Below are 18656 nucleotides of genomic sequence, written 5' to 3'. Positions count from 1 at the left end.
CCTCTAAACCACCGCCCGAGCCACTATGGGATGTTTTATACACAGAATTATCCACAGTTTTTGTGGATAGTTTTAGCACTACACCTATTACTTCAAATACATCAGGGGTTTGGCCGTGCTTTGTGGGAAAAGACCGTAAAGTGTACCGCGCTCGCGCCGGAACATTCCCGCAATGCGGACAGGGGCTCTACAATAAGCGCTGATTTATTTCGTGACCGGATAATAGACTCGTGCTTACTTTGATCCATGCCGCTGGCTGGCCTGTCTGGTTCCTGCTGGCCTGCTCCATTCTTGCCCTGGGTTTGATCCTGGAGCGTCTTTTAGCCCTGCGCAGCAAACGAATTCTACCGGCCGGACTGGCACGCCAGATCAGCGAGCTGACGGCCCAGAACCGGATTCAGGACGAGTCCCTGCCCCGCCTGTACGATAACTCCCCTCTGGGTCGAGTATTAGCCACCGTACTGAAAAACCGCCACCAAACTTCCGCCGTGCGTGAGTCTGCGGTCGAGGCAGAAGGCAAAGACATCAGCTACCAATTGAACAAGTACATTCCGGCACTGGGCACCATTGCCGTGATCGCCCCTTTGCTGGGCCTGTTTGGTACGGTTATTGGCATGATCGACATCTTTGCTGCCTACGACCCCGCCGGTGGCGACCCCAGCCTGATTGCCCGTGGCATTTCCGTGGCCCTGTACAACACCGCCCTGGGGATTCTAATTGCTGTCCCGGCCATGATCTTTCACCGCTACTTTCGCAGCCGTGCCGACTATCTGCTTCACTGCCTGGAAACGGAAGCGGGTGCGCTGGATCGTCTGTTGGCTCAGAGGGCCGTCTGATGCGCTTTCGCCGAGCCCAAGACCAGGACACGCTGGAACTGAATCTGGTGCCCTTGATAGATGTTTTGCTGGTGGTGCTGATTTTCCTGGCTGCCAGCAGCACCTTCGTGCGCTATCGCCAGTTGGATGTTTCCTTGCCCCAGGCTCAAGCTCAGGCCGCACAAACCACGGAACTGCTATTGGCTATCAGCCAGGACGGGCGCTACGCCTTGAACGGTATGTGGCTGGATGCCAGCAGTGGCTCTCCCCTTAGCCACGCCTTGTCGAGCGAAAAGACTGACGAAAACAGCAGCCTGCTGATTCTGGCCGATGCCCAAGCCCCCCACTTCGCGGTGGTACAGGCTATGGAGGCCGCCCGTCAGGTTGGCATTCATCGCATTCACTTTGCGACCCAGGCCCCATGAGTGCGCGTGTCCGCCTGACTCATTGGCTTCACCAGCAGTGGCAGAAAAAGGGCTGGTTCAGCCTTGTGATGCGCCCGCTTTCAGCGCTGGCTGCGCTCTTCGTACAGCGCAAGCAGCAACGCTACGAGCAAGATCCCGCCGCATCCTACCGCAGCCCGGTGCCGGTGATCGTGGTGGGCAATATCATCGTGGGTGGCGCAGGTAAAACCCCCGTCGTCCTGGCTCTGACCGAGCAATTGCGCGCCCTGGGATGGACACCCGGCATTGTCAGCCGAGGTTACGGGGTAGAGATCGGCCCCAGCCCGCGCGTAGGCCAGGGCCAATTAGCCGCCGAACAATTTGGCGATGAACCCGCCCTGATTGCCGCCCAAACCCGGGCCCCCATCGCCGTTCACCCTCGCCGTGCGCTGGCGGCCCAGGCTTTGCTCGAGAAATATCCGGCAGTCGACCTGATTATTTCGGATGACGGCCTTCAACATCTGGCCTTGCAACGCGATATGGAAGTCGTGGTACAGGATGCTCGCGGTGTGGGAAATGGCTTGCTGCTGCCAGCCGGACCATTGCGTGAAAGTCCCGAACGCCTGCGTCGCGTGGACTGGCTGATCAGCCAGATTGTGGCCGACCAAACGCCGCCTTCCACCCCTCAACCCACCGAGCCTGGCCGCGCCCTGAGCATGAGCCTGCGTCCTTATCAGCTGGAACACCTGAGTTCGGGCCGTCGCCTGAGCTGGTCGGACTGGTATCAGGAATACGGCCAGCAAGAACTGCAGGCGCTGGCCGCCATTGGCCAGCCCGCCCGTTTTTTCACGATGCTGCGCGCTTGTGGTCTGCATCTGAGCCAGACTTTCCCCCTGCCCGACCATGCCGCCTTGCAAGCTCAGGACTTTCAGGCCCTGCATGAGGGGCCGGTACTCATTACCCGTAAAGACGCCGTAAAATGCCAGCACCTGAACGACCCACGTCTGTGGGTTGTGGATGTCCAGCCCGTGTTTTCACGCCCGGACTGGATTGCTGAACTGGATAGCCTGCTGCGCGAACGGCGCTCAACCTTACCCACATTACCCGGAGTTCAATAATGGAAGCTCGCCTACTCGAAGTGCTGGTCTGCCCCTTGTGCAAAGGCCCGCTGCGCCACGACCGCGAACAGCAAGAATTGGTCTGCAAGGCCGACAAACTGGCCTTCCCCATTGTGGACGGCATCCCTACCATGCTGATCAACGAAGCACGTCAACTGGACGCGCAGGAACCTTCCAGCAACTGATATGACTTTTTCCGTCATCATCCCTGCCCGCCTGGGTTCCACCCGTCTGCCCAACAAACCGCTGGCCGACATTGCAGGCCAACCCATGATCGTGCGTTGCGCTCAACAAGCCGCGCAAAGCGGGGCGCGTCAGGTCTGGGTGGCGACGGACTCACCGCAAGTGCTGGAGGCTGTCCAGGCGCATGGTTTCAATGCCTTGCTGACCGATGCAGAACACCCGACCGGCACTGACCGTCTGGCCCAGGCCGCTCGCCTGCTGGAGCTACCCGAGGGCGAGATCGTGGTCAATGTGCAAGGGGACGAACCCCTGATTCAGCCCGAGCACATCAATGCTGCTGCCGAACTATTGGCCCGCAGCGAACAAGCCGACATTGCCACGCTGGCCGCGCCCATCAAGAACGCCGAGACACTCTTTAACCCCAATGCCGTCAAAGTGGTTTGCGACCTGCAAGGTCGCGCCCTGTACTTTTCCCGCGCCCCCATGCCCTGGGCCCGCGACGCGCTGGCCGGTGGCGAACAGGTACTGGCCGACGGGCTTCCCGCATTGCACCATATTGGCCTTTATGCCTACCGAAATCGCTTCCTGCAGCGGTACGCCCAGCTACCGCGTGGGCCACTGGAGCACTTCGAGTCTTTGGAGCAGCTGCGAGCCATGGAAAACGGCTTCCAGATTATGGTTCACCGCCTCCAGGAGATTCCTGCAGCCGGGGTAGACACCGAACAAGACCTGGAAAGAGTACGCGCTCACTTCGCAAATCGGTTATAAAAGATCTTTTTTCTGCTCTATCCGAATAAAAAATGCGCTAAATATGCTGCAACGCATCATACTGAAGCGAGAATCGGATCGACGCATTTCCTGGAGGAATTCATGCGACTCATACTGCTCGGGCCCCCTGGTGCCGGCAAAGGCACTCAAGCTGCTTTCATCACCGAGAAATTTGGTATTCCACAAATTTCCACGGGCGATATGTTGCGTGCCGCTGTCAAAGCCCAAACCCCGCTGGGTGTAGAAGCCAAAAAAATCATGGACGCCGGCGGCCTGGTTTCGGATGACCTGATCATCGGCCTGGTACGCGATCGCCTGCAAGCAGCCGACTGTGAGCCCGGCTACCTGTTCGACGGTTTCCCACGCACGATTCCCCAGGCCGATGCCTTGAAGGATGCCCAGGTCAAACTGGACTTCGTGATCGAAATCGACGTACCGGAAGAAAGCATCATCGAACGCATGAGCGGCCGCCGTATCCACGCTGCCAGCGGTCGTAGCTACCACGTCACCTTCAATCCACCCAAAACCCCCGGTGTGGACGATGTGACGGGCGAACCCTTGCTCCAGCGCGACGATGACCGCGAGGAAACCGTACGCCACCGCTTGTCTGTCTATCGCGAGCAGACCCGCCCTCTGGTCGATTACTACTCGCAATGGTCAGCCACCGGCGACCCGCAAGCTCCGGCCTATCGCAAGATTTCCGGCGTGGGCAGCGTCGATGAGATCCGCCAGCGCATTGTGGACGCCCTGGCAAGCTAAGTAAGTCAAGATTCAGCCGGCCCCAAAAGGGCCGGTTGTTTATTATCCAAGGGAGACAAGCTCATGCAAATCAATAACAAGACTTTTATTGTCACCGGCGGCGCATCGGGTCTGGGCGCAGGCACCGTACGTATGCTGGTTGAAAACGGCGCCCGCGTGGTGATCGCCGATATTCAGGACGAGGCCGGTGAGGCTCTGGCCAAAGAGCTGGGCCAACTTTATCAGCGCTGTGATGTTACTTCCGAGCAAGATGCCCAGGCCGTCGTGGATCTGGCTTGCCAGGACAGCGCCCGCCCCCTGTTCGGACTGATCAACTGTGCCGGCGTGGCTCCCGCCTCGCGCACGGTAGGACGCAATGGCCCGCACACGCTGGACCTGTTCCAGAAAACCGTCATGATCAACCTGGTCGGCACCTTCAATATGTGCCGCCTGGCCGCTGCGGCCATGGGCAGCAACACCCCCGAAGCCTCGGGCGAGCGTGGCGTGCTGATCAACACCGCTTCGGTAGCCGCCTATGATGGCCAGATTGGCCAAGCCGCTTACGGTGCTTCCAAAGCCGGTGTGGTCGGTTTGACCCTGCCTCTGGCCCGCGACCTTGCCCAGACCGGCATCCGCGTCATGACGATTGCTCCCGGCATCTTCGGCACCCCCATGATGTTTGCCATGCCTCAGGAAGTTCAGGACTCCCTGGCGGCCAGCATTCCTTTCCCATCGCGCCTGGGTCGCCCTGAAGATTTCTCCCAACTGGTGCAGAGCATCATCAATAATGAAATGCTCAATGGCGAAACCATCCGTCTGGATGGCGCTATTCGTATGGCACCAAAATAACTTTCTGTATCGGCTCCAATGGGTTTGTTTCGCTCGGCGGCCACAATTAGTGGCCTGACGCTGCTGTCTCGTATCACCGGACTGGCACGCGATATTCTGATTGCCCGCGCCTTTGGGGCGGGCCCGCTCACCGACGCTTTCTGGGTGGCATTTCGCATTCCCAATCTGCTGCGACGCCTGTTTGCAGAAGGAGCGTTTTCACAAGCCTTTGTCCCAATCCTGGGGCAGGTGCGCAAGGAGCACGAGCAGGACAAGGTCCAGCAATTGCTGGACCGCGTCGCCCTGCTGCTGACCTTTGCTGTCATGCTGGTCACTGCCATTGGCATTGTTGCGGCCCCCTGGGTCGTCAGTGCCATGGCCAGTGGCCTGACCGCCCCCGAGCGACAAACCGAATTTGGTGCCGCCATCACCATGACGCGCATGATGTTCCCCTACATCATCTGCATGTCGCTGGTGGCTTTTGCCTCTGCGGTACTGAACACCTGGAGCCGCTTTGCGGTTCCGGCTTTCACTCCCATCCTGCTGAATCTGTCCATGATTGGCGCCAGCCTGTTTCTGGCCCAGCATATGGAAACACCCATTTACGCCCTGGCCGTTGGGGTGATGGTGGGCGGTCTGGCCCAATTGCTGGTGCAATGGAGCGCATTGGCCCGTCTGGGCCTGTTGCCACGATTTTCGCTACGACTGGGTGAAGCACGCCGCGACCCCATCGTGCAACGCATTCTTAAACAGATGCTGCCCGCCATTCTGGGCGTTTCTGTTGCGCAGATTTCCCTGCTGATCAATACCAATATCGCCACCTGGCTGCAGTCCGGCAGCGTGACCTGGCTGTCCTTTGCCGACCGTCTGATGGAGTTCCCCACTGCCCTGCTAGGTGTGGCACTGGGCACGGTCTTGCTGCCCAAGCTGTCGGCCGCCCATGCCGGCAAGGACGACAAGAACTACAGCGGCTTGCTGGACTGGGGCCTGCGCCTGGTCCTGCTGCTGGGCCTGCCTGCCGCCCTGGGCATGGCCTTGCTGTCCGACGGCCTGGTCGCCACCCTGTTTCACTACGGTGCGTTTGCAGCCGCTGATGTTGCCCAGACCAAATTGGCAGTCGGTGCCTATTCGGTTGGTCTGGTGGGCCTGCTGGCCATCAAGATTCTGGCCCCCGGTTTTTACGCCCGCCAGGATATTCGTACACCGGTGCGCATTGCCATTGCCGTCCTGATCATTACCCAGCTCTTTAACTTGGTACTGGTGCCCACGTTTGCCCATGCCGGGCTGGCCTTGTCGATTGGCCTGGGTGCCACCGTCAATGCGCTGACCTTGCTGGTCATGCTGCGAAAGCGCGGGATTTACCAGCCCAATCATGACTGGTTACGTTTTTTCCTGAAGATTATTCCTGCCCTGGCTGCTCTGGCCGCCGTCCTCTTGCTGGCTGACCGTTATATCGACTGGATCAGCCTGGGAGCCACGCCCATGCTGCGTGTACTGTATCTGGGCGGCGTGTTGCTTGCCAGCGGCATTTCCTATTTCGGCATGTTGTTTATCGTAGGCATTCGCCCCTCTTACTTTACAAAGCGGGCTTAGTATCCTAGAATAATTGTCTTTGCCGATTAAACTTTAAAACTTAGGCTTTATTAAAAATGGCTAATTCCGCACAAGCACGCAAGCGCGCCCGCCAAGCAGTGGCTCGCAACAAACACAACGCCAGCATCCGTTCCATGCTGCGTACCGCTATCAAGCGCGTTCGCCAGGCTATCGAAGCCGGTGACAAAACCGCTGCTAACGAAGTATTCCGCAAAGCGACCAGCATCATTGATCGCGTTGCCGACAAGAACATCATTCACAAGAACAAGGCTGCCCGCCACAAGAGCCGCCTGTCTGCTGCTATCAAGGCCCTGGCCTGATTGCTGAAGATTTTTAATGGTTTAATCGGCTCTGGCCTAAAAACCAGTTAGAAAGGGGGTGCTTAGCACCCCTTTTTTATTAGCCACAAAACCATTGCCTGAACATGCAGGCCAATCATGCTAAGTTATGGATTTGCTTTTTCATTAGCGAGTCCCCATGACACGTCCCATCGTGCTGCAACTGGCATCTTTGGCCCAGCACCCTTCTTTTGACGAAATCGACCGTCATTTCGAGCGCATTGTCCTCCAGGACCTGAACCAGCTCTCTGCCCAGCAGATCGAACGCGTACAGGTACTCCTGACCAGCGCTGTCACTGCTACCCCCGCCTCCTTGATGGACCGCCTGCCCGCTTTGAAAGCGATTTGCAGCGTAGGGGTAGGCTACGACTCCATCGACGTACAGGCCGCCAAACAGCGCGGTATTCAGGTCAGTACCACTCCGGATGTACTGAACGATTGCGTAGCCGATATGGCCTGGGCCTTGATGCTGGATGCGGCTCGCCGTGTGACGGAATCGGATCGCTACGTGCGTGCTGGTCTATGGGACAGACCCAATGGTTTCGGGCTGGGGACACGGGTCAGCGGCAAGAAGCTGGGCATTGTGGGCCTGGGACGCATTGGCCAGACCATTGCCCGCCGCGCCAGTGGCTTTGATATGGAACTGCGCTATCACAACCGCCGTCCACGTCACGATGTGCCCTGGCACTATGAGCCTTCCCTGATCGAACTGGCCCATTGGGCAGACATCATGGTGATTGCTGCCGTCGGTGGCGATGAGACACGGGGGCTGATCAATATAGACGTGCTGAACGCCTTGGGTCCCAAAGGGATTCTGGTCAATATTGCCCGCGGCAGCGTGGTCGATGAAAGCGCACTGATTGCCGCCCTGCAGGAAGGACGACTGGGCTCTGCCGGGCTGGATGTGTTCGAGAATGAACCCCAGGTGCCCCAGGCCTTGCGCGATCTGAACCAGGTCGTTCTGGCACCGCACACGGCCAGTGCAACGCACGAGACACGCGAAGCCATGCTCTCGCTGACGCTGGAAAATGTATTGCAGTATCAAAAAACCGGCAAAGTGCTCACGCCGCTTACCGTATAAAAAACAAGTCGCCTACCGTTTTCGCGGTGGCGACTTATTGAATGCACTGTCTGAATCAGGAATCGACAGGGTCCATATTGTCGGGATCAATGCCGCTGGTTTTTAAATTATTATCATCGGCAAAGCCACAGACGAATTTCCAGGCCAAAGGTTCAAGCTCTCGCAGGCGCGCATCCACCACCACACATCGCACGCCGTCAATCAATCGCGGCACCACATAGGGCGAATAAGTCAGATGACCACCCATCGCCCCAGCGGGACGGAACTGGGACATTACACCGGCCAAGCGTTCTGCCCAATCACTGGGACGAAAGCGCTGATCCTGCCGGGTCACACCATGGATTACAAGTTGCTTCACTGGCTCTGTCATAACAATTAATCGCTCATCGTGCAGTTCAGGTATGCTGCACCTTTTCCTTTCTCGCCACGCATTGTATCCGATCGCGGCCACGCAAAGCCCGGGATTCAATAAATTAGCCGCTTGACAATTTATTGCTAATCATTACTTTGCCCTCTCGCTTTATTCCAAAACCAAACGGTTTCCCCTTCCCCGCCACAGACCGGCTTTGCTCTTAATAGCCGGACAGGTTAAGATGGCTTTCTTTATCCGCAGGATTTTTTTATGGATGCCATCGTGCAAGCAGGACCGCTTCGGCACTTTCTGCAATTTCGCGACTTTTCTCACGACGAAATTTTATATGTGCTGGAACGCGCACGCCTGATCAAAGACAAGTTCAAACGCTATCAGCCGCACCACACATTGCACGACCGCACCCTGGCGATGGTTTTTGAAAAAGCCAGCACCCGTACCCGTGTTTCGTTTGAAGCCGGCATGTATCAGTTGGGCGGTTCGGTCATTCACCTGACCACCACCGACTCGCAGCTGGGCCGCTCCGAACCGATTGAAGATACCGCCCGCGTGGTTTCACGCATGGTCGATATCGTCATGATTCGTACCTTCGAGCAGACTCGTCTGGAGCGCTTTGCCTCCCACTCGCGGGTGCCGGTCATCAATGGCCTGACCAACGAATTTCACCCTTGCCAGATTCTGGCCGACATCTTCACCTTTATCGAACACCGTGGCGATATCAAGGGCAAGACCGTGGCCTGGATTGGTGACGCCAACAATATGGCCTACACCTGGCTGCAAGCGGCGGAAATCCTGGGCTTTACCCTGCATGTGTCGGCCCCTAACGGCTACCACCTGGAGTCGGATCGCACCGGCAACCCGGATTCCAGCATTCTGCGTGAATTCGACGACCCACTGGAAGCCTGCAAGGGCGCGCACCTGGTCACCACCGACGTGTGGACCAGCATGGGTTACGAAGACGAAAACGAAGAGCGTCGCAAAGCCTTTGCTGACTGGTGTGTGGATCAGGAAATGATGGATGTGGCCGACCCTGAAGCCATCTTCATGCACTGCCTGCCCGCTCACCGTGGCGAGGAAGTGACTGGCGAAGTCATTGACGGTCCACAAAGTGTGGTCTGGGACGAAGCCGAGAACCGCTTGCACGTACAGAAAGCATTGATGGAGTTCCTGATTCTGGGGCGTCTGGAAGCCTGAGTGCTTTTACCCGGAGCAGACTTTGCTCAATGACATAAAAAGGGGATACGTCGTATCCCCTTTTTAATACCGGATCGCTTCACATGCCTATCCAAATGTGATTCACATAATCCCTTTGAATATACGTTCCAAACTGGCGTACTGCTGATCCTTTAACCGCCAAACTCAAGTCCTCAAAGCGTCAGGCAATGCGATAAGCAATCTCAAGCAACACCGCCCACATCAACACCAGATTCGCTTTACTCCTGGATTTCCAAACCCGCCAAACGATAGCCAACCTGCAACTCAGTCAGCAGATACTTGGGTTGTGCCGCATCCTCTTCCAGCTTTTGGCGCAGCTGCATCATGTACACCCGCAGGTAATGAGGCCGATCGGAATACGCCGCTCCCCAGGTTTCATGCAGCAAATGTTGGTGCGTCAGCACCTTGCCATGCCCCCGAATCAAGGCCGTCAGCAAACGAAACTCGATCGGTGTCAGATGCACCGCCTCCCCGTCCCGCGTGACCTCATGGGAAGCCAGATCCACCTGCACGCTCCCAAAGCGAACCCGCGAAGAAGCCGCCTGAACATTCGGAACCAGCTGAGAGCGCCGTAACAAGGCCCGGATCCGGGCCAGCAGCTCCGGTACGCCAAAGGGCTTGACCAGATAATCGTCCGCCCCGGCATTCAAGGCCGCTACTTTTTCTTCCTCTCGTTCACGCGCCGACAGCACCAGAATGGGCGAATACACCCAGCTGCGCAGATCACGAATCAAGTCCTTGCCATCCCCATCGGGCAGGCCCAAATCCACAATCATCAAATCAGGGCGACGGGTTGCCGCATCCATGCGCGCCTGCGCCAGCGTGCTGGCCTCAATCACGGACATGCCTTCCTGCTCCAAGGCAATTCGCACGAAACGACGAATATTGGATTCGTCCTCCACGATCAGTATCTGGGCTTTGTTCATGTCAGTAGCTCATCACCATCCATACGGGGAGCCGCTTTCCAGGGCAGGCGAATCTCGAAGATCACGCCATGGGGCATACGCGGCTTGGCGCTGATCGTACCACCATGTGCGGCAATAATCGTTCGACACAGGCCCAGACCCAAGCCCACACCTGCCACAGAGGACTCTTTCTGCCCCCGGGTAAACGTATCGAACAAGCGCTCGGGATCACCGGGCGGCAGGCCTGGCCCATCATCACTGATCATTAAATACATGGACTGACCAGAACACAGGCCGCGCAGGGAAATCGTACTGGTGACGGGCGTATATTTGGCGGCATTATCCAGCAGATTCGTCACCACTCGCTCCAGCAAAACACCATCCACCTCGATCAAAGGCAGGTCGGCCGCAAACTCGGTCACCACCTTGCGAGGCTGCAAAGCCGCTGAGCAACGGGCAACGGCAATCCCCACAATCTCGCCCAGGGCATGCCATTCCTTATGCAACTTCACCCCTTCGCTTTGCATACGCGCCAGATCCAGCAGGTTGGATACTTGGCGGCGCAATTCGTCCGATTCAATGCGGATCGATCGGGCAATATCCGTGCGCTCGGTTTCGCTCAAGCCTTTGGGCTGCTCCAGCGTTTCTGCCAGGCCTCGAATCACGGTCAAGGGCGTGCGTAAATCGTGCGAGACAGCAGATAGCAAGGTATTGCGCATTTTCTCCCCCTCCATGCGCAGTACCGTATCCTGAGCGATTTCCACATAATGAATTCGCTCCAGAGCCTGGGCCAAGATAAAGCAACAAGCATCCAGCAAGCGCCGTCCATCCGGAGTCCTCAAGGAAGCGGCTCCGCCGGACTGCACCACCAAGACCCCACGCGGGGCCATGGGACCTTTCAAGGGCAGATACAGGGCACTGGCACCGCTCAGGGTCTCAGTGCCATTACCGGCGGCTTCCATATGATCAAACACCCACTGCGCCACCGATAGCTCTACAAAGCCTGTATGACGAGTCGCCACCAACTGGTTTTGCTGATCCGGCACCACCAGTACCACCTGCATCTCGAACAAAGGTTCCAGCGTATCGCGGCAGACCGCCAGGACTTGTTCCAGGGCCAAGGCTCCGGCCAAGTCCCGGCTGACACGAGTCAATGCCGCAGCACGGCGTTCACCATCACGGGCAGCCCTGGCTTCGGCCTGCAGCTTGGCAGCCAGTTGGCCAATAATCAGCGCCACTCCCAGCATGACGCCGAAGGTAAAGACATATTGGGTATCCGTTACCGAGAAGGAATAACGCGGCTCGACAAAAAAGAAGTCGAAAAAGGCCACGGACAGCAAAGAAGCCCATACCCCAGCCAGTCGTCCCAAACGCAGGGCAATAAAGACCACAGTGATCAAGAACAGCATGATCACGTTGGAGAGCTCGAAAAAGGGCAAGAGCTTCTCGGCCAGAAAGGTGGTCACAACACAAATAATGGACGCAATCGACAAGGCCTTGCCTTGTGCCATGGGTTGTTCCAGCTCCAGGGGCCGTATGGGCCGCTGTACCGTATCCATACGCAGCAGCAGCAAACCAATTTCAGGGTTGCTGCGCGCCAGGCGCTCGGACAGGCGAGTGCGCCAGGGCCAGATAGATCGCGCTGACGAGTTTCCCAAAATCAGCTTGGTCGCATTGCGCTGACGGGCATAGGCCAAAATCGTGTGCGCCACATCCTGCCCGGCAATATTGGCAAACTCGGCTCCGGCATGCTGAGCACTGGCCGCCAAGCGCACCAGTGCTTCCTGCGCCTTGATCTGCCCGCTTTCCTGCGGCGTATCCACATGCAGCACAATCCAGGGCGTCTGCAATTGCTGGGCCAAGCGCGCCCCCTCCCGAATCAGAGCTTCCTGGGCGCTATCGGCACTGACGCATACCATCAGTAACTCACGTGTCGGCCAAACTGTCCGGATCGCATGGGAGATCCGATACACATGCACGTCCGCATTGACCCGATCCGCCACCCGGCGCAAAGCCAACTCACGCAGAGCAATCAGATTGCCGCGACGAAAGAAGTTCTGACGCGCGTGGGCCACCGAGTCGGCCAGATACACTTTGCCCGCACTCAGACGAGACAAGAGATCATCCGGCGGCAGATCCACCAGCAAGACATCGGCCGCCCGATCAAAAATCCGGTCTGGCACCGTCTCCCGAACCCGTACCCCGACAATGCCGCCCACCACCTCATTCAGGCTGTCCAGATGCTGCACATTGAGCGCGGTATACACATCAATGCCCGCATCCAGCAATTCCTCCACATCCTGCCAGCGCTTGGCGTGTCGACTGCCTTCAATATTGGAGTGCGCCAGCTCGTCCACCAGCAGCAGCTGATAACCCGAGGCCAAGGCGGCATCCAGATCAAACTCCGTCACCACCCGCCCCTGACGTTGATACTCCTTGCGGGGCAGCACGGGCAAACCGTCAATCAGAGCCTGGGTTTCCTGGCGGCCATGGGTTTCCACAATCCCGATAGCCACGGACACGCCCTCGGACTGGCGTTGATGCGCCTCCTTGAGCATGGCGTAGGTTTTCCCTACGCCCGCACAAGCGCCGAAGAAAATCTTGAGCTGCCCGCGACGAGGCTGGTGCGGATCCTCGCCAATCACCTGCAGCAGCTCATCCGGGTCCGGCCTATCCTCAAGTGACATGAATCTGCGCACTCCATCCAGAAAATTGCTATTGATCTTACGCTCTTATCCAAAAAACGGCGTCAGCAGCAAATCAATCAGCTTGATGCCTATGAAAGGGGCGATCAGCCCTCCCAAGCCGTAAATCAGCAAGTTGCGTTTCAGCAAACGGCTGGCCGGTTCGGCCCGATACTTCACACCCCGCAAGGCCAAAGGAATCAAGGCGATGATGATCAAGGCATTGAAAATGACTGCCGACAGGATGGCGCTAGCCGGACTATGCAGCTGCATCACATTCAAGGCACCCAAAGCAGGATACGTGACCACAAAAGCCGCAGGAATAATCGCAAAGTACTTGGCCAGATCATTGGCAATGCTGAAGGTGGTCAGGGCTCCGCGCGTCATGATCATCTGCTTGCCCACTTCCACCACACGCAGGAGCTTGGTGGGGTTACTGTCCAGATCCACCATATTGCCGGCCTCTTTAGCCGCCTGGGTGCCGCTGTTCATGGCCACGGCCACATCGGCCTGCGCCAGAGCAGGCGCATCATTCGTGCCGTCGCCAGTCATGGCAACCAGGCGACCTTCATCCTGATAGCGCCGAATCAATTGCAGCTTGTCCTCGGGCGTGGCCTCGGCCAGATAATCATCCACCCCGGCTTCGGCTGCAATGGCAGCGGCGGTCAGCTTGTTGTCCCCGGTAATCATGACAGTCTTGATGCCCATGGCGCGCAACTCGGCAAAGCGCTCCTTGATACCGCCTTTAACGATATCCTTGAGCTCCACCACACCCAGCACCTTATTACCTTCAGTGACGACCAGCGGTGTGCTGCCCCGGCGGGCGACCTCATTGACCAAGGTGTCCAGTTCGCGAGGAAACACGCCGCCCAGGGACTCGATATGGGAGCGCATGGTATTTGCCGCCCCCTTACGAATCTGACGACCCTCGATATCAATACCGCTCATGCGTGTATGGGCGCTAAAGGCAATGGTCTGCGCACCTTGCAATTCACGACCACGCAAATTGAAAAGCTGCTTGGCCAGCACCACAATGGAGCGTCCTTCGGGGGTCTCGTCCGCCAACGATGCCAATTGAGCCGCGTCTGCCAAGGCCTGTTCCGATACTTGCGGCGCGGGCAAAAAGGCCGAGGCCTCCCGATTACCCAGCGTAATGGTGCCTGTCTTGTCCAGCAGCAGAACATCCACGTCTCCCGCCGCCTCGATAGCGCGGCCCGAGCTGGCCAGCACATTGGCTTTCATCATGCGACTCATCCCGGCGACACCTACCGCCGACAGCAAGGCACCGATGGTAGTCGGAATCAGACACACCAACAGAGCAATCAAGGCGGTAATCGTAACGGGCGAACCTTGGCCGGTCAGCACCGTCGCAAAGCTGGAGAAAGGCAGCAAGGTCACGCACACCAGCAGAAAGATCAGCGTCAGGGCAACCAGCAAGATATTCAAGCCAATCTCGTTCGGCGTCTTGCCGCGCTTGGCGCCCTCCACCATCGCAATCATGCGATCCAGAAAAGCCTCACCCGGTTTGGCGGTGACCCGCATCACGATCCAGTCAGACAGAACGCGGGTTCCCCCCGTCACAGAACAAAAGTCGCCTCCCGACTCCCGGATAACCGGCGCCGATTCACCCGTAATGGCGGACTCATCTACCGACGCTGCCCCCTGCAGCACTTCGCCGTCAGCCGGAATAATCTGGCCCGCTTCAACCAGCACATAGGCACCGGGCAGCAGTTCGTCGCTGGGGACAGGCCAGGCGCGGCTATCACGGGCGGGGTCTTTCAGAACCTTGGCCATGACCCGCTTGCGCGTAGAACGCAGCGCGTCGGCCTGCGCTTTACCACGCCCTTCTGCCGCGGCTTCGGCCGCATTGGCAAACAGGACCGTAAACCACAGCCAGGCTGCAATAGACCAGATAAATCCAGCGGGGGCCTCACCCTGCCCCATCAAGGCCTGCACGCCCAGCAAGCTGGTGACGATACTGCCCAGATACACCACACACATCACCGGGTTCTTGAACTGCACCCGAGGCGACAATTTCTTGAAGGCTTCCTTGCACACCGTGCCCCAGGGCACGGCCTGAAATGCCGTCGAACGCTCGGCCTCTTGCGGGGCTTTCAGATCAGTAATAGACATAATGACACCTGCTCCTAACGCACTGCGGGCTGGGCACGCTTGGCCATGTCCAGCGCCAGATTAAGCTCCAAGACCTGCACGCGTGGCTCGCCCAGCACCCCGAATTGACGAGCACTGGTATAGCGATCAATAAGGACCTGGACCTGAGCCAGCGGCATACCGCGCACTTTGGCGATACGGGCGGCCTGCAAACGGGCGTTGGCCACCGAAATATGCGGGTCCAGACCCGATGCCGACGCTGTGACAGCATCTACAGGCACGGGAGCATCCTCTGCCAAACCGTTCATCAGGCGATATGCCTTGCTGCGTTCTGCCACAGCCTCCAGCAAACTTTTGCTTAATACTCCCTGATTGCTGGCACCACTGGCCGCCGCGTTATAGGGCTGCGCAATGCTCTTGGAAGGGTCAGCCGGATCGGCTCCCAACGTCGCGCTGGGACGCCCTTGGAAATACTCGGGCTGACTGAAGTACTGACCAATCTGGCGTGAACCCACGAGCTGGCCGTCACGCAGAATCAGGCTGCCCTTTGCCTGCTCCGGGAACAGGGCGGTGCCGATAAAGGTCGTGGCCAACGGGTAGGCAATGCCCGTCAACAGCATAAAAAACAAGGCAGACAGCAGCACGGGACGCAAGAAGCTTTTCATCGTCGGTGCAGCCGGTGTCGAAACCATAAATTGATGGGTAGACATGACAGTCAATCCTCAAAAAGTAATGCCATCGAGCATCAACAGGTGCTCTACAATCGGGCCCAGCGCCAGTGCAGGCAGGAAAGTCAGCCCGCCCACCACCAGCACCACGAAAATCAACAGGCCGGTGAACAAGGGGGTGGCCGTCGACAAGGTGCCTGGTCCGGCAGGAACCGCTTTCTTGGCAGCCAGCACACCGGCCAGAGCCAGCAGGGGCAGCAGGGTCAGATACCGCCCCACCAACATGGCCAGCCCTATCGTTGTATTGAAGAAAGGGGTGTTCGCGTTGAAACCTGCAAAGGCGGAACCGTTATTCGCCGTACCCGAGGTATAGGCGTACAGAACTTCGCTGAAACCATGTGGCCCCATATTGGACAGACTATCCATAGTGGATGGCAGCACGCTGGCCAAGGCCGTAAAACCCAGAATGCTGAAGGCATGCGCCAGCATGGCCAGCATCACGTACTTCATCTCCCGCGCCTCGATCTTCTTGCCCAAAAACTCCGGGCTGCGCCCTATCATCATGCCCACCAGAAACACCGTCAGAATGGCGTAGCTGACCAGGCTGATAAAGCCCACGCCTATCCCGCCAAACACGTTGTTCAGCATCATTTGGGCAATCGGCACCAGGCCACCCAAAGGAGTCAGCGAAGAATGCATGGCATCGACCGAGCCGGTAGTCGCAGCCGTGGTCACGGTGGCAAACAAGCTGCTTTGCGCCACACCGAAGCGCAGTTCCTTGCCCTCCAGATTGCCACCGCCCATCGTGCTGCTTTGTGTTTGGTCCACCCCCAGGGAAGTCAGCAAAGGATTGCCTGCCTGTTCGGCGCTATAAATCAGGGACAGAAAACCGATGAACATCACCAGGAAGGCCGCAAAGAAAGCCCAACCCTGGCGACGACGAGCCAGCATGGAGCCAAAGGCGTAAGTCAGGGCCGAAGGCACCAGCAACATGCTGAGCATATGCATGGTATTAGTCAGCGGCGTAGGGTTTTCAAATGGATGAGCCGCGTTCATACCAAAGAAGCCGCCCCCATTAGTCCCCACATGCTTGATGCTTTCAAGGCTGGCTACTGGCCCCAGAATTATCTGCTGCTTGAGACCTTCCAGCGTATTGACCACGACATCCGAGCTCAGTGTCTGTGGCATCCCCTGCCAGATATACAGCAAGGCCAGCAGGAAGCTGCATGGCAAGAGCAAGCGATACAAGGAGCGGGTGAAATCCACCCAGTAGTTGCCAATATCGGCCGAGCTTTTACGGCTTAAGCCACGGATGAAACCTCCTGACGCTGCCAGACCCGTTGTGGCACTGATCATCATCAAAAAGGTGATGGCCGCCATTTGGGAAAAATTGGACAGACTGGATTCACCCGAGTACGCCTGCCAATTGGTATTGGTCGTAAAAGACACAGCCGTATTAAAGGCCAGGTCAGGCGTTTGCGCGGCGCGCTGCAGGCTGTCGCCGGGAATCCAGCCCTGCACCCGCAAAAGAATATATCCCAGAAGCAACATGGCGGCATTGCTCAACAAGAGCGCCAGACCATATCGCTTCCAGGACATTTTCTCTTCAGGATTCACGCCCAGCAGCCGATACGTGCCACGTTCGATCAGGCTGTGATTGGGGCTACTGAAAAAATGGGCAATCCATTTACCCACCACCACTAACAAGACCGTAGAGACGGCCAAAATAACTAGAAACTGCATCAGATCGTCCAGCATGACAGCTCCTCTTACAGCTTCTCAAGACCAAGAACAAATCCGGTCGCCATCGCAAAGAACGCGAACAGCACCGCTAAAAATAGAAAATCACTCATATGCACACCTGTTCCCACAATGAACACTTGCTGGCCTGAACTTAGAATTTTTCGGCCTTGAGCAAGGCATAGAACAAATAGATAAACAGCCCCAGAGAAATCCCTCCTGCCAGAACCGTAAAAAAGGACGCACTCATCCCGAACTCCTGATCAATGCTGACTTGCAGCAGACAGAGAAAGTCTAGGAGTGGCGGCATAAATTCAGAGCAGTGTTTACTAGCCCGCGTATAAAGACGGCATATGGATTTGGGCCAGGGCGACACCGGCACGCTCCAGCAACTGATCTGTCCAGCGTTGATAAGTCTGTCTGGCAATAAGGTGCAAAGTGCTCAGGTGCTGATCCAGGCCCAACAAGATATGTTCTGCATCCTGGGCCACCGGACCGTATACCTGCTCCAACTCGCAGCGGCCGTGATCACACCACTGACGGATGCTGTCGGCAGTCACTTCCAGGTGGCCTTGAAAGGCCCAATGCGGGCCCAGGCAGAAACCTTTATTCAGGCAATGAGGGCCGTATAAAGTCCGGCTGGCCCCCGAGGGAATCTGGAAGGTGTCGTAATGCCAGTTGAACAGCATGGCACGCCTGGGCAGGCCCATGACACGCCGGGCGTAGGGACTGCTCCAGACCTGGCCCCAGCCTATGTTCGGATACGGATTGCGCTGCACGCGGGCCCCCAGGGAACGCGCCAGCAGTTGTGCCCCAAAGCAATGCCCCAGAACCGGAACATGACGCTGAACCGCATCCTGTAACAAGGCATGCTCCTGCTCTATCCAGGGCAAAAGATCATTGACACTGCGATCACTGCCCAGCACCACCACCCCGCTGTAATCACGAGCCGACACGGGCGCCCGGCCATCCAGCGGCGACATGCACAAGTGATAGGGAAGACCGTGGCTCTCCAGATGATCCAGCAGCACCCCCGGCCCTTGCGTGACCTCGTGCTGCAAAACAAGAATGGGTTTCATGAGATGAAAGCCTGACCGCGCAGGCCTGTTGTTCAGGA

At 57.6% G+C, this 18656-nt stretch carries 19 protein-coding genes; 11 read left to right on the top strand and 8 right to left on the bottom strand.

Features of this window, described 5'->3' with window-relative positions; all coding sequences use genetic code 11:
* The first annotated feature begins 230 nt into the window (after nt 1–230).
* From M2Q46_RS01335 to M2Q46_RS01290, 10 genes are all read left to right on the top strand, one after another.
* Nucleotides 231–836, top strand: coding sequence for a MotA/TolQ/ExbB proton channel family protein (locus M2Q46_RS01335; protein WP_035268192.1), 606 nt, complete (start codon nt 231–233; stop codon nt 834–836).
* Nucleotides 836–1240, top strand: a complete 405-nt coding sequence (locus M2Q46_RS01330; RefSeq protein ID WP_009455679.1) for a biopolymer transporter ExbD — start codon at nt 836–838, stop codon at nt 1238–1240. Before M2Q46_RS01335 ends, M2Q46_RS01330 begins: the two co-directional genes overlap by 1 nt.
* Nucleotides 1237–2316 carry a tetraacyldisaccharide 4'-kinase gene (lpxK, locus tag M2Q46_RS01325; RefSeq protein WP_302356418.1) on the top strand — a complete coding sequence of 360 codons (1080 nt, stop codon included), beginning with the start codon at nt 1237–1239 and terminating at the stop codon, nt 2314–2316. The genes M2Q46_RS01330 and lpxK overlap by 4 nt, the downstream gene beginning before the upstream one ends.
* Complete coding sequence (locus M2Q46_RS01320; protein ID WP_009455665.1) at nt 2316–2501, top strand: Trm112 family protein; 186 nt, start codon at nt 2316–2318, stop codon at nt 2499–2501. The genes lpxK and M2Q46_RS01320 overlap by 1 nt, the downstream gene beginning before the upstream one ends.
* 1 nt (nt 2502) lies before the next feature.
* Nucleotides 2503–3267, top strand: coding sequence for a 3-deoxy-manno-octulosonate cytidylyltransferase (gene kdsB / locus M2Q46_RS01315; RefSeq protein ID WP_302356416.1), 765 nt, complete (start codon nt 2503–2505; stop codon nt 3265–3267).
* 102 nt (nt 3268–3369) lie between these two features.
* On the top strand, nt 3370–4026 hold the full coding sequence (gene adk / locus M2Q46_RS01310; protein WP_035268201.1) for an adenylate kinase: 657 nt from the start codon (nt 3370–3372) through the stop codon (nt 4024–4026).
* Between the two features lie 63 nt (nt 4027–4089).
* Nucleotides 4090–4854 carry a 3-hydroxyacyl-CoA dehydrogenase gene (locus tag M2Q46_RS01305; protein WP_060186008.1) on the top strand — a complete coding sequence of 255 codons (765 nt, stop codon included), beginning with the start codon at nt 4090–4092 and terminating at the stop codon, nt 4852–4854.
* An 18-nt stretch (nt 4855–4872) separates the two neighbouring features.
* Nucleotides 4873–6426, top strand: a complete 1554-nt coding sequence (murJ, locus tag M2Q46_RS01300; protein ID WP_302356413.1) for a murein biosynthesis integral membrane protein MurJ — start codon at nt 4873–4875, stop codon at nt 6424–6426.
* A gap of 56 nt (nt 6427–6482) precedes the next feature.
* Entirely contained in the window at nt 6483–6746 is a 264-nt protein-coding gene (gene rpsT / locus M2Q46_RS01295) for a 30S ribosomal protein S20 (protein ID WP_009455654.1), read from the top strand.
* Nucleotides 6747–6903: 157 nt separating this feature from the next.
* Entirely contained in the window at nt 6904–7845 is a 942-nt protein-coding gene (locus M2Q46_RS01290; RefSeq protein WP_060186010.1) for a 2-hydroxyacid dehydrogenase, read from the top strand.
* Between the two features lie 55 nt (nt 7846–7900).
* Here M2Q46_RS01290 and M2Q46_RS01285 read toward each other — a convergent pair whose 3' ends face one another.
* A complete protein-coding gene (locus tag M2Q46_RS01285) occupies nt 7901–8215 on the bottom strand; it encodes a DUF3579 domain-containing protein (RefSeq protein WP_009455652.1) in 315 nt (104 codons plus the stop codon).
* 252 nt (nt 8216–8467) lie between these two features.
* Here M2Q46_RS01285 and argF point away from each other — a divergent pair, with 252 nt between their 5' ends.
* Nucleotides 8468–9409 carry an ornithine carbamoyltransferase gene (gene argF, locus M2Q46_RS01280; RefSeq protein WP_021446751.1) on the top strand — a complete coding sequence of 314 codons (942 nt, stop codon included), beginning with the start codon at nt 8468–8470 and terminating at the stop codon, nt 9407–9409.
* A 239-nt stretch (nt 9410–9648) separates the two neighbouring features.
* On the opposite strand, the gene M2Q46_RS01275 is transcribed toward argF, so the two are convergent.
* The 7 genes from M2Q46_RS01275 to M2Q46_RS01245 form a co-directional block, all read right to left on the bottom strand.
* On the bottom strand, nt 9649–10356 hold the full coding sequence (locus M2Q46_RS01275) for a response regulator (RefSeq protein WP_035268214.1): 708 nt from the start codon (nt 10354–10356) through the stop codon (nt 9649–9651).
* On the bottom strand, nt 10353–13022 hold the full coding sequence (locus M2Q46_RS01270) for a sensor histidine kinase KdpD (protein ID WP_302356407.1): 2670 nt from the start codon (nt 13020–13022) through the stop codon (nt 10353–10355). The genes M2Q46_RS01275 and M2Q46_RS01270 overlap by 4 nt, the downstream gene beginning before the upstream one ends.
* 45 nt (nt 13023–13067) lie before the next feature.
* The gene (gene kdpB / locus M2Q46_RS01265; protein ID WP_302356405.1) at nt 13068–15152 is read right to left on the bottom strand and encodes a potassium-transporting ATPase subunit KdpB; all 2085 of its coding nucleotides are present in this window, start codon (nt 15150–15152) and stop codon (nt 13068–13070) included.
* Nucleotides 15153–15166: 14 nt separating this feature from the next.
* Complete coding sequence (gene kdpC / locus M2Q46_RS01260; protein WP_252606285.1) at nt 15167–15841, bottom strand: potassium-transporting ATPase subunit KdpC; 675 nt, start codon at nt 15839–15841, stop codon at nt 15167–15169.
* 12 nt (nt 15842–15853) lie between these two features.
* On the bottom strand, nt 15854–17557 hold the full coding sequence (gene kdpA / locus M2Q46_RS01255) for a potassium-transporting ATPase subunit KdpA (protein WP_302356402.1): 1704 nt from the start codon (nt 17555–17557) through the stop codon (nt 15854–15856).
* A 136-nt stretch (nt 17558–17693) separates the two neighbouring features.
* Entirely contained in the window at nt 17694–17789 is a 96-nt protein-coding gene (kdpF, locus tag M2Q46_RS01250; RefSeq protein ID WP_022983188.1) for a K(+)-transporting ATPase subunit F, read from the bottom strand.
* A 79-nt stretch (nt 17790–17868) separates the two neighbouring features.
* Nucleotides 17869–18618, bottom strand: a complete 750-nt coding sequence (locus M2Q46_RS01245) for a type 1 glutamine amidotransferase (RefSeq protein WP_302356400.1) — start codon at nt 18616–18618, stop codon at nt 17869–17871.
* Between the last annotated feature and the right edge of the window lie 38 nt (nt 18619–18656).

The organism is Alcaligenes sp. YSL9, assembly GCF_030515105.1.
Classification (GTDB): domain Bacteria; phylum Pseudomonadota; class Gammaproteobacteria; order Burkholderiales; family Burkholderiaceae_B; genus Alcaligenes; species Alcaligenes phenolicus.
The sequence above is the reverse complement of the archived record's forward strand: the minus strand, read 5'-3'. Positions and strand labels throughout refer to the sequence as shown.

What these genes read in the sequence shown, in the direction of transcription:
- kdpB (WP_302356405.1), bottom strand. Translation starts at nt 15,152, where the DNA reads ATGTCTATTACTGATCTGAAAGCCCCGCAAGAGGCCGAGCGTTCGACG.
- adk (WP_035268201.1), top strand. Translation starts at nt 3,370, where the DNA reads ATGCGACTCATACTGCTCGGGCCCCCTGGTGCCGGCAAAGGCACTCAA.
- M2Q46_RS01270 (WP_302356407.1), bottom strand. Translation starts at nt 13,022, where the DNA reads ATGTCACTTGAGGATAGGCCGGACCCGGATGAGCTGCTGCAGGTGATT.
- M2Q46_RS01320 (WP_009455665.1), top strand. Translation starts at nt 2,316, where the DNA reads ATGGAAGCTCGCCTACTCGAAGTGCTGGTCTGCCCCTTGTGCAAAGGC.
- argF (WP_021446751.1), top strand. Translation starts at nt 8,468, where the DNA reads ATGGATGCCATCGTGCAAGCAGGACCGCTTCGGCACTTTCTGCAATTT.
- kdpA (WP_302356402.1), bottom strand. Translation starts at nt 17,557, where the DNA reads ATGCTGGACGATCTGATGCAGTTTCTAGTTATTTTGGCCGTCTCTACG.
- lpxK (WP_302356418.1), top strand. Translation starts at nt 1,237, where the DNA reads ATGAGTGCGCGTGTCCGCCTGACTCATTGGCTTCACCAGCAGTGGCAG.
- rpsT (WP_009455654.1), top strand. Translation starts at nt 6,483, where the DNA reads ATGGCTAATTCCGCACAAGCACGCAAGCGCGCCCGCCAAGCAGTGGCT.
- M2Q46_RS01290 (WP_060186010.1), top strand. Translation starts at nt 6,904, where the DNA reads ATGACACGTCCCATCGTGCTGCAACTGGCATCTTTGGCCCAGCACCCT.
- kdpC (WP_252606285.1), bottom strand. Translation starts at nt 15,841, where the DNA reads ATGTCTACCCATCAATTTATGGTTTCGACACCGGCTGCACCGACGATG.
- kdsB (WP_302356416.1), top strand. Translation starts at nt 2,503, where the DNA reads ATGACTTTTTCCGTCATCATCCCTGCCCGCCTGGGTTCCACCCGTCTG.
- M2Q46_RS01305 (WP_060186008.1), top strand. Translation starts at nt 4,090, where the DNA reads ATGCAAATCAATAACAAGACTTTTATTGTCACCGGCGGCGCATCGGGT.
- M2Q46_RS01245 (WP_302356400.1), bottom strand. Translation starts at nt 18,618, where the DNA reads ATGAAACCCATTCTTGTTTTGCAGCACGAGGTCACGCAAGGGCCGGGG.
- kdpF (WP_022983188.1), bottom strand. Translation starts at nt 17,789, where the DNA reads ATGAGTGCGTCCTTTTTTACGGTTCTGGCAGGAGGGATTTCTCTGGGG.
- M2Q46_RS01285 (WP_009455652.1), bottom strand. Translation starts at nt 8,215, where the DNA reads ATGACAGAGCCAGTGAAGCAACTTGTAATCCATGGTGTGACCCGGCAG.
- murJ (WP_302356413.1), top strand. Translation starts at nt 4,873, where the DNA reads ATGGGTTTGTTTCGCTCGGCGGCCACAATTAGTGGCCTGACGCTGCTG.
- M2Q46_RS01275 (WP_035268214.1), bottom strand. Translation starts at nt 10,356, where the DNA reads ATGAACAAAGCCCAGATACTGATCGTGGAGGACGAATCCAATATTCGT.
- M2Q46_RS01330 (WP_009455679.1), top strand. Translation starts at nt 836, where the DNA reads ATGCGCTTTCGCCGAGCCCAAGACCAGGACACGCTGGAACTGAATCTG.